At 37.5% G+C, this 10,024-nt stretch carries 7 protein-coding genes; 6 read left to right on the top strand and 1 reads right to left on the bottom strand.

Annotation, left to right across the window (positions count from 1 at the left end; all coding sequences use genetic code 11):
* Window positions 1-135: 135 nt before the first annotated feature.
* Window positions 136-4,200 carry a hybrid sensor histidine kinase/response regulator transcription factor gene (locus ACFSKL_RS10445; RefSeq protein WP_376886010.1) on the bottom strand — a complete coding sequence of 1,355 codons (4,065 nt, stop codon included), beginning with the start codon at window positions 4,198-4,200 and terminating at the stop codon, window positions 136-138.
* 394 nt (window positions 4,201-4,594) lie between these two features.
* On the opposite strand from ACFSKL_RS10445, the gene ACFSKL_RS10450 reads away from it, so the two are divergent.
* From ACFSKL_RS10450 to prs, 6 genes are all read left to right on the top strand, one after another.
* Window positions 4,595-5,347 (top strand): hypothetical protein, encoded by a 753-nt coding sequence (locus ACFSKL_RS10450; RefSeq protein WP_376886013.1) that lies wholly within the window; start codon window positions 4,595-4,597, stop codon window positions 5,345-5,347.
* A gap of 121 nt (window positions 5,348-5,468) precedes the next feature.
* Entirely contained in the window at window positions 5,469-6,341 is an 873-nt protein-coding gene (locus tag ACFSKL_RS10455) for an AraC family transcriptional regulator (RefSeq protein WP_376886015.1), read from the top strand.
* Between the two features lie 84 nt (window positions 6,342-6,425).
* The gene (locus ACFSKL_RS10460) at window positions 6,426-7,292 is read left to right on the top strand and encodes a nuclear transport factor 2 family protein (RefSeq protein ID WP_376886017.1); all 867 of its coding nucleotides are present in this window, start codon (window positions 6,426-6,428) and stop codon (window positions 7,290-7,292) included.
* Between the two features lie 48 nt (window positions 7,293-7,340).
* Window positions 7,341-8,048 carry a DsbA family oxidoreductase gene (locus ACFSKL_RS10465; RefSeq protein ID WP_376886018.1) on the top strand — a complete coding sequence of 236 codons (708 nt, stop codon included), beginning with the start codon at window positions 7,341-7,343 and terminating at the stop codon, window positions 8,046-8,048.
* A gap of 237 nt (window positions 8,049-8,285) precedes the next feature.
* A complete protein-coding gene (locus ACFSKL_RS10470; protein WP_376886020.1) occupies window positions 8,286-8,978 on the top strand; it encodes an NUDIX hydrolase in 693 nt (230 codons plus the stop codon).
* Between the two features lie 73 nt (window positions 8,979-9,051).
* A complete protein-coding gene (gene prs / locus ACFSKL_RS10475; RefSeq protein WP_376886022.1) occupies window positions 9,052-9,888 on the top strand; it encodes a ribose-phosphate diphosphokinase in 837 nt (278 codons plus the stop codon).
* Window positions 9,889-10,024 lie beyond the last annotated feature (136 nt).

Here is a 10,024-nt window from a genome sequence, read left to right on the forward strand (position 1 = left end):
GAGCCCTCAAAAAAGATCATGCTAAGACGATGGTGTAACTTGGCATGCAAGCAGGAAGAAGGAATTTAAATTCCTTCTTCCAATTAAGGTAGTTTTTTCGGGACAAAAATTTTGGTGCCATTTCGTTTAATCCTGCTATTTCCAAACATCCTGATTGAGGATAAATTGTTTCTCGCTGAGAGCGTCTTTATACCTTTTCTGGAATTCAGAGGGTGTCATTCCATACTGCTGTAAAAACTGTTGCCTGAAATGTTTCAAATCGTGTAAACCAACCTGCAAAACAGCTTGGTTGACCTGCATATTTGAAGTAAGTAGCAAAGTTGCGACTTTACGAAGTCGGACAAAGCTTATCAGTTCTTTTATGTTCTTACCTGTCAGGTGCTTGATTTTTTTGAACAATGGAGAGTGGCTCATTCCCAAGTGTTTGCCCAGCATAGTCACATTAAATGCTTCATTTCCAAGTTGCTCTTCAATATAATCAATAGCTTTGTCCAAAAACTCTTTGTCGTCCTTGCTGATTTTTTGTTCAAACGGTTTGTTGGTGACTTCGTGCAATAAATACTGTTGTATTGTTTGCTGCCTTTTTAAGATCCCATGGATTCTAGCCAGTAAATACCTCCTGTCAAAAGGTTTGGTGATATAATCATCAGCACCTACTTCCACCCCTTTTAGTTTGATGCTTTCGGAAGCACTTGCTGTCAGTAGTATAATCGGAATATGCTTATAGGATTGGTTCATTTTAAGCTCCTTGCAAAAATCAATACCATTCTCCTCACCCAGGACTACATCCGAAATAATGAGATCCGGTGGATCACTTTCCAAACTTTTATAGGCTGCTTTTAGATTGTCAACTGCAGTGATTTGGTAGGTGTCTTTTAGAATCTTCTGTATGTAGTTTAAAAGCTGGGGGTTGTCATCTACCACTAGGATCTTCTGCTGTTTTTTAAGCAAATCACTATCCAAATATGAAGATAGCTCTTCGTTCTCTAGCTCTTTTTCTTTCTCCCCTTCATCTTGCTTTTGAAACCAATCATCAGGAAACACGACATATTCATCCAATTCTTCATGGACCAGTTCATTCTGAATATGAGCCCTTCCCTTAAGAAAGCCCAGTTCAAAACAAGTAAGTTGGTTATCCTCTGCTACCAGTTCGATCTTGCCTCCATGCTGGTCCATGATGTGTTTGACCAGATACAGGCCTATTCCAAACCCGTTTGATTTCTCTGAAGCCTGATAGAACAACTCAAAAACCTTGGATCTCTCACGTTCGTCAATGCCCTTGCCGTTGTCCGATACTGAGATTTTAACCTGGTCATCATTTTCGCTCAGAAGAACCTCTACAAGTCCATTTTCTTTGGGCGCATATTTGATGGCATTGGAGATAAGGTTAAAAAGGGCTGTTTCTACAAGTTTCCTATCTGCATATATAAATGTTTCCTCAATATCGGTTTGAAATCTATAGTCAATATTTTGGTTTTTGGCATGGTAAATAAAACAGGCAAAAACTTCCTTGATCATGGCCACCAGCTCCAATTTTACAATGCGCAGGCTACCTACCTCATTTTGAACTTTCCTAAAAAGCAGAAGCTGGTCCACTAGGCCCAAAAGCCTTTTTCCATTTCTATAAACTTCCTCTATTTCACCAGGGTCCAAGCTTTTTTTATTCCCATACAACAAATCCTTTAGAGGATTAATAATCAAAGTCAATGGTGCCCTAAGTTCATGGGAAATATTGGTAAAAAAATTCAACTTCTTTTCATGCAGCTCGTGTTCATTTTTCACCTCCAGTTGAGATAAGGCTATCTGATACTTCAGATAGCTCTGTTTTCTTTGATAAAACACAAAAAGTGTGAGCAATCCCAAAATAAGCATCCCATAACCTGAATAGGCCCACCAACTCCTATACCATGGGGGCAATATCGTAATCGGCAAAGAATAAGCCTCCGGATTCCAGACACCATTTTCATTGGTGGACCTGACATGGAAAATGTATTTCCCTTCGGGTAATCTGGAATAATTGGCTACCCTGGTATTTCTGGATTGAATCCATTCTTTATCCCAACCTTCCATCATGTATGCATAGGAAATCTTATCGCCATGGGCATATTCCAGTGCCACAAAATCAAAAGTCAGCATGGACTGTTCGTAAGGAAGCTTCAGTTCTTTGTGCGCAAAGATGGTATTCTTGGTCAACTCACTTACCGGGATGTTGTTAATACTTAAGTTGGAAATGTGCAAGGGAGGGAACTGGACTTCCGGATAATTGGCTTGGGGATGAATAATATTAAACCCTTTAATTCCACCCAAGAGTATGGAACCATCCGACAATTTCATGCCTGCATTATAATTAAATTGATTGCTTTGCAGTCCATCAGATTCGAAATAACTGGTAATCCTTTTGGTCTGCAAATCAAACTTCCCAATTCCATTATAGGTACTGAACCAATAATTCCCCGTTTCATCTTTGACAATTTTTAGCACGGAGTTGTTTGGCAAGCCATCTTCCTCCAAAAATACTTTCTGTTGGAAAGTCCCCTTATCAATCAGTCTAAGTCCACCACCTTCTGTCCCAATCAACAACTCCCCATTTTCTACCATTAATATATCCCTGACAGGATAGCCAATAGGTATTACTTGATGAAGGTGTCCGGACAAATCCAATTTCACCAGATGGTCGAAAGTGCCGATCCAAAAATCCCCTTCTTCATCTTGGTTCATGGAAATAATCCCATATATACCTGCATCTATAAATTTAAAATAATCTTCCTCGGCTTGATATTGGTACAAGCCTTCACCATCAGGGCTAGCTGCCCACAGGTTTTGCTGGTGATCCTCAAAGAGAAACCATACATTTTTATGTAATATATTGTTAGAGAGCGGATAAGACTTGAACTTCTCCGTCTTTTCATCATACAAAGCTATCCCTCCTCCGTAGGTGGCAAACCAAACGCCTTGGTGGTTTTTATGGATAGCCGAGACAAAATCATTGGGGATTGAATTTGGGTTTTGAGCATCAAAAACGAAATTCCTGAAAGTGTTTTTCTCAGTATTCCAAAGACTTGCACCACCTCCATCAGTTCCGATCCAAATTTCATTTTGAGAGTTTTCACAAAATGAAAGAATGAAATTGCTATTAAGTTGTCGATATTGGGAATTTTCTTTGGAAACTGTCTTAAATTGGGCTGGTACATAATCGAGGATATTGATTCCTCCTCTCAGGGTCCCCATCCATTTGCTCCCAGATCTATCGGTAAGCAAGCTAAAGACAGCGTTGCTGCTGATATCAACAGCGCTTCCCTGTTGGATATAACTAAAGGAATCATTTTGGATATCCAGACATACAACACCCCTTGCATCTATTCCAGCCCAAACCTGGTTTAATTCTTTCACAAACATTAAGTCAGTGATTTTGCCAAGTGTATGTTCCAGTGAATACCATTGATTAGCTCCGGAAATGGTATTGTACTTTAACAAGCCATAATCTGACCCAACCCAAAGGATGTCCTGATCATCAATAATGACAGTATTCGCACTCAATACCTGATCAAAACGAAGTTTCAGATTCTTATTTCCCTTGTCGTTACTGACAATGCCAATCCCTTGTACAAAACACCATATATTACCTTTGGAGTCCAAATCAAAAGATTGCGCATGGAAATCATATAGCATCGTATTCTCATGAATTAAAGGAATCTGTTGGAAAATCCCATTCTGATCTTCCTCCAACAAGCCTTTTCCTGCTGTCGCTAGCCAGATTTCTTTTGAATTTCCTCCAATTTTGTTGATATCATAAAGTATTTTTTCTGCATTTCCCGAAGGGATTTTCAAAAATCTTGATTCAAACTGGCCTGTCAAAACATCATATACACTAAGTCCTCTTTTTGTCCCTACCCAAATCTCATTTTCTCTCCCATAGATGCTGACAATCCTATTGTTGATCAAGGTACTGCTATCCCTGGGGAAGTTTCTGAAAACTTGAAAATCGTATCCATCATACCTGTTCAGTCCATCATAGGTCCCTATCCACATGAACCCTCTTTCATCTTGATACAAAGCAGTTACCGCATTATTGGACAAACCGGATTCAATACCCAAGTATTTTACCGAAAAACCTTGATTGTTGAGAATGGTATTATCTCCCTGAGCATATAATCCAGTAATGGATATCAAAAAAAAAAGAAATTTGATATGTCTTTGCATCGTGAGCAGTAGATTAGGGAATTATCAACTTAACATTAATAATACATAACTTTGACGACAAGTGAAGCAGGATGCTATTAAAACAGTCAATATAGTATGCAAGAATGCTAATATTATTCTATTGGATATTTGCAAACCTAAATCAATTCAAACCTGTGGAAGGGATAAAGTTATATAAGATTGGAAAAGATGGCTTTTTTAGTAAAATTGGGGTACACCTTGTCTAAGAAAATAGAGCAAACCCAAGTCAATCAAAGAAGCTGCCCATAGCAATAGCTAAAAGCAGGCGAAAAATGTTAAATTGGAAGTGATTGCCTTCGCATGGGACAAAGTGAATCGGGTTTTAAAGCCCCACCAGCTCTTAGTCTTTAGGCTTAATTATGGATAACAGATAATGATGAAAATTTACTTGATCCTAATGATATTGTTTTATTCTCATTTGGCATTTAGCCAAAATGTTGACAGAGAAATTTTTGAAGAAACATTGGGTGAAGCAAAAGCACATGCCTATTCTGTGTTGGAAAAATCATTCGAAGAATTTTTGAAATCAAATTATCAAAATCAAAACACTTTGCCTGAAAGGATTAAAAGTTATCTAACAGATATACAAAATCAAAATATTAATTGGTCTTACGATGAAAATCTGAGTAAATCAACACTTGATCAATTGGAAAAGTCAGGATTGAGGAAGGATATTTTGCTATACAAAAGTGAATCCTACAAAGAAAGGTTTGAATTCAGTAATTATTTAAATGAAAACAGTTCAAACACAGAAACAATAGACAATAGTAAAATTGATGATGATTTTGAAGAATTGATTGAAATTCCAACAACAAGCAGAAAGGAAGATGAGCAGGTCATCAAAGAAGAATTAGAGCGCCAAAAGTTTAGAGATAAATTTCCACAACCAAATAAAAATGGTCGTTTTTATTATGCTTTGGCAAAGGCTCAAACAAATCATGAAGATGTAAAAGAATATGTTTTCTTGGTTACTAAGCATGAAGAAAGTCCAAGCCCTTCTTTAATTGCGTCTGCATTTTTAGATAATTTCTCTGATAGTGAGTTGATTGCATGGGAGAATAGGCTAATGATGATTGTGGAGATTTATATGAAAAACTTAATATATAATGAAATAATTAAAAATTAACTTATGCCTAACAAGACCTTTACAGCCTGTCTTTTTTCACAGATGCCCGCCGTCTTCAAACCTGTATGCTACAGGCAGGCTGAATCATACCGGCAACCCTGAAAACACAGTCCAACTGAAAATGATGTCTGACATTAAGAAATATACATTTAAACAAGGGTTGCCACAAGAATTTGAATTGCTTGGCATTGGACAATTATACAACGACCATTCCGACACCTTGACGACAGCACACCGGACTGGTTTTTATCACATACTTTGGTTCCAAAAAGGCGACCCAACTCATTTGGTCGACTTCAATCCCGTAAAGATTAAACCCAATACAATGCTGTTTTTGAACAAAGACACTGTTCAACGATTTGACAAGAATGGTGGTTTTGACGGCAAAGCAATCCTGTTTACTGACAATTTTTTCTGCAAGACAGAAGCAGACACAAAGTATTTGCGGAGCAGTATTCTATTCAACGACTTGCTGTCAGTTTCCCAAATCCACGTCAGCAAAACCGCTTCCCTGTTTGCTGATTTGTTTAAGCTGATGGAAAAGGAATTGGAAAACGAAAAAGACATATCACAGTCCGACATTCTGAAAAATTTACTGCATACCATTTTACTTCTATCGGAAAGAGAAAGGCGGAAACAAGATTTCACCGAAATCAAAAAAGGTGCTGACCTTGACTATGTCATGCTTTTCAAAGACCTTTTGGAAAGCAACTATCGGGAGTTGAAGCAAGTAAGCAAATACGCAAAAAAAATGAGCATAACCGAAAAGAGGTTGAACCAGGCAACATCAAAGGTTTTGGACAAGTCGCCTAAGCAAATGATTGACGAGAGAATAATGCTTGAAGCAAAACGACTTTTGGTTCACACCAATGATAGCGTAAAAGAAATTGGGTTTGGTTTGGGTTTTGACGAGCCCACCAACTTTATAAAGTATTTTCGAAAACACAGCCTATCAACACCAGTTGAATTTAGGGCGCAATTTGCTTCGGCTTAAAAGTATCATTTAAAGGACTGTTTCTACCTTTTACATTTTTGTGCATCGCTGCACCTTTGTATCATCAATTTAAACAATAAAACGATGAACAATTTAGTATTAAGTGCAGCGATAATTTTAGGAGTTGGATTTTCCGCACGCACCAACGTCAGCAACTCTAATCCACAAGATATAAAAGAAGAAAAAATGGAAATTTCAAACAAACAAAAAGTAGTTGCGCTTTTGAAAAGCCTCGAAACAGGAGACACTGTTCCTGCCGGTTACATCAACCCAAACAAATACATCCAGCACAATATACAGGTAGCGGATGGATTGGAAGGTTTTGAAGCATTCACCAAAATACTTCCCAAGGGAGAAACAAGCGTGAACACAGTAAGGGCATTTGTGGATGGAGACTATGTTTTCACACACAGTGAGTACAATGTTTTTGGACCCAAAATCGGTTTTGACATCTTTCGTTTCGAAGATGGAAAGATTGTAGAGCATTGGGATAATCTACAGGAGACACTGAAGCCAAACCCAAGTGGTCACACAATGATTGACGGTGCTACAGCGCTGGAAGATCTGGACAAAACAGAGACCAACAAAACCTTGGTCGGCAACTTTGTGGATGACATATTGGTCAATGGCAAAATGGAGAAGCTAACAGGTTATTTTGACGGAGACAATTATATCCAACATAATCCTTACATCGGCGATGGTCTGTCTGGTTTGGGGAAGGCGCTACAGGAATGGGCAAAGCAAGGCATCACGATGAAGTATGATAGAGTGCATCAGGTGTTAGGTGAAGGAAACTTTGTTTTGGTTGTAAGCGAAGGTCAATTGGGCGGAACCCATACGGCATTTTATGACCTGTTCCGTGTTGAGAATGGAAAGATTGCAGAACATTGGGACACACTGGAAACCATTCCTTCAAAAGATGACTGGAGAAACAACAACGGGAAGTTCTGAACTCCTATGCAGCTTCGAAATAACACAATATCTAAAAAGGAGGCGAAAATGAAAGTAGAAATATGGTCCGACATTGTTTGCCCTTTCTGCTATATCGGCAAACGAAAGTTTGATAAAGCTCTGGAGCAATTCGAACACCGGGAAAACGTAGAAGTCGTGTGGCGTAGCTTCCAATTGTTTCCGTACTATAAACAAAAACCCGGTTCAGATTTCTATGAAGAAGTAGGGAAGCTGAAGGGAATCAGCCGGGAAAGAAGTGTACTTCTACACGGACAGGTAACTCAAGCCGCAAAGGATGCCGGATTAGCGTATAACTTCGGTAAGATTATTTTACCGAATACATTTGATGCACATAGGTTTGCCCATTTTGCCAAACAAAACAACCTTCAAAATGAGGCAGAAGAAAGGCTGTTCTCTGCCTATTTTACAGAAGGCAAGAACATCAACGACATGGATGTGCTGTCTCAACTGGGGGAGGAAATAGGGTTGGATATGGAAGAGACCAAAGAAGTGCTTTATAGCAGTCAATTTACCAGCGAAGTAAAGAAAGATATTGAAACTGCTCAATTATTGGGTATTTCAGGAATTCCACATTTCAGGATTGACGGTGAATTTTATATATCGGGGGCACAGGATGTATTACCCTTTTTGGATACCTTGAGACAAGCCTGGAATTCCAGGGCAATAAAGCCTGAAAATGTCGGTACACAAGATTCAAACGGTGTTTCGTGTAGTGTGGATGGGGACTGTAAATGATGAGTTGAAAAACACTTCACCTATTCAATAACATACATTAACTTTAAGGAATCCCTGACTAGAAACAGTCAGGGATTTCTACTTTTTGGACAAAGAACAAAACGGACATCTTGGAAAAGGGCAAGGAGATCTACCTGCTCAAACGCAAAACCCATTGGAACAAATTGCTAAGAAAATCACTAACAACAAAATCAAGATTAAATCTGTATATTTGCGTAAATCATACGCATATAATGGATGGAACTAAAGCAGAATATTAAAATAGCGGTTGATGCAATTGTTTTTGGCTATGCTGACAATAAATTGAATGTCTTACTTATCAAACAAAAATTTGGAGAATTGAAAAACCAATGGGCATTAGTTGGTGGATTTGTAAAAGACAACGAGACTCTAATCGATGCAGTAAATAGAGAACTTCAAGAAGAAACAGGAATTAAAGTAAACTATTTGGAGCAACTTTTTACTTTCGGGGACAATGTAAATAGAGACCCAAGATTTAGGGTTGTTTCAGTAGCTTATTTTGCATTGGTTAATTCTACAAAACTAGTTTTGCAAGCTGATAGCGATGCGGAAGATGCCAAATGGTTTTCAATCAACGAACTTCCAAAGTTAGCTTTTGACCATAAGGAAATTTTAAAAACTGCCCAAAGACGACTTCAAAGTAAACTTTCCTATCAACCTATTGGCTTCGATTTACTTCCAAAAGAATTTTTGTTTTCAGAACTTGAGAATCTTTATTGCACCATTTTAGAAAGGAAAATTGACCGTAGAAATTTCAGAAAAAAGATATTGAGTTTTGGAATTGTGGAAGAAACAGAAAAGTTTGGAAATAAAATTAAAGGCAGGCCAGCCAAACTTTATAGGTTTAATAAACAGAAATACAACAAGTTAGTGAAAGATGGATTTTTATTTGAAATCAATTTTGCGTAATATTTACACAAATTATTTGGCGGTTAGAATATTTGATTTAACTTTGCGTAACAATTACACAAAATAAAAAATCATGATAATCAATTTAGACAAAAATTTCAAGCCATTAGTTGGTGAAGAAATACAGTTTGAAAGTTTTGTTTTTTCGGGAGGCGAACCACATATCAAAATAAATACAGATTTTGACAAGTCGAAAAAAGTAACAATAACGCATCGGTTAAATACATTTAATGATTTAGGGCTGCTCTGTTTGGCAGTAGATGCCTTGCAGAGAATGGATGCAAAATTAGGAAATTTGGTTATCCCTTATTTTCCTGCAGCTAGACAAGACAGGGTAATGATCAAAGGCGAACCGCTTTCGGTAAAAGTCTATGCTGATATTATTAATGCTTTCAAATTCGAAAAAGTTATCGTTTTTGATGCACATTCAGAAGTAACACCTGCAGTTTTAGATAATTGTGAAGTTGTTGCAAACCATAATTTCATTCAAAAAGTAATTCAAGAAATTGGAAATGAGGTTTTGCTTATTTCCCCGGATGGGGGTGCGTTAAAAAAAATATACAAAGTATCTGAATTTTTGGGAGGGATTGAAGTTGTAGAATGTAGCAAAAGTAGGGATGTAAAAACAGGCAAGCTGACAGGTTTTAAAGTTTATGCTGATGATTTGCAAGGTAAAGATTGCCTAATTGTTGATGACATTTGTGATGGAGGAGGTACATTCATTGGTTTAGCCAATGAACTTAAAAAGAAAAATTCCGGGAAATTATATTTGGCAGTTAGTCACGGGATTTTCAGCAAAGGATTTGAAGATTTAAAGTGTTTTGAAAGAATTTTCACTACCGATTCATTCAAGAATTTAGAAAATGATTGTTTGACTCAAATAGAATTAAGCAATGGACTTTTATCTTAATCCCCAAAATTCCTCAAATCGATTAAATGATTTATGACTCTCCCTAATCATGCACGTAGCCAAATATTCTTTGACAGGTAGTGTCAACTAATTTAATAAATGGATAAGATTGGTTTTCTTGTGACAAATTACAAAG

The sequence above is a fragment of the Belliella marina genome (assembly GCF_042682445.1).
In the GTDB taxonomy this organism is placed as follows: domain Bacteria; phylum Bacteroidota; class Bacteroidia; order Cytophagales; family Cyclobacteriaceae; genus Belliella; species Belliella marina.

What these genes read in the sequence shown, in the direction of transcription:
- ACFSKL_RS10450 (WP_376886013.1), top strand. Translation starts at nt 4,595, where the DNA reads ATGATGAAAATTTACTTGATCCTAATGATATTGTTTTATTCTCATTTG.
- ACFSKL_RS10455 (WP_376886015.1), top strand. Translation starts at nt 5,469, where the DNA reads ATGATGTCTGACATTAAGAAATATACATTTAAACAAGGGTTGCCACAA.
- ACFSKL_RS10470 (WP_376886020.1), top strand. Translation starts at nt 8,286, where the DNA reads ATGGAACTAAAGCAGAATATTAAAATAGCGGTTGATGCAATTGTTTTT.
- ACFSKL_RS10460 (WP_376886017.1), top strand. Translation starts at nt 6,426, where the DNA reads ATGAACAATTTAGTATTAAGTGCAGCGATAATTTTAGGAGTTGGATTT.
- prs (WP_376886022.1), top strand. Translation starts at nt 9,052, where the DNA reads ATGATAATCAATTTAGACAAAAATTTCAAGCCATTAGTTGGTGAAGAA.
- ACFSKL_RS10465 (WP_376886018.1), top strand. Translation starts at nt 7,341, where the DNA reads ATGAAAGTAGAAATATGGTCCGACATTGTTTGCCCTTTCTGCTATATC.
- ACFSKL_RS10445 (WP_376886010.1), bottom strand. Translation starts at nt 4,200, where the DNA reads ATGCAAAGACATATCAAATTTCTTTTTTTTTTGATATCCATTACTGGA.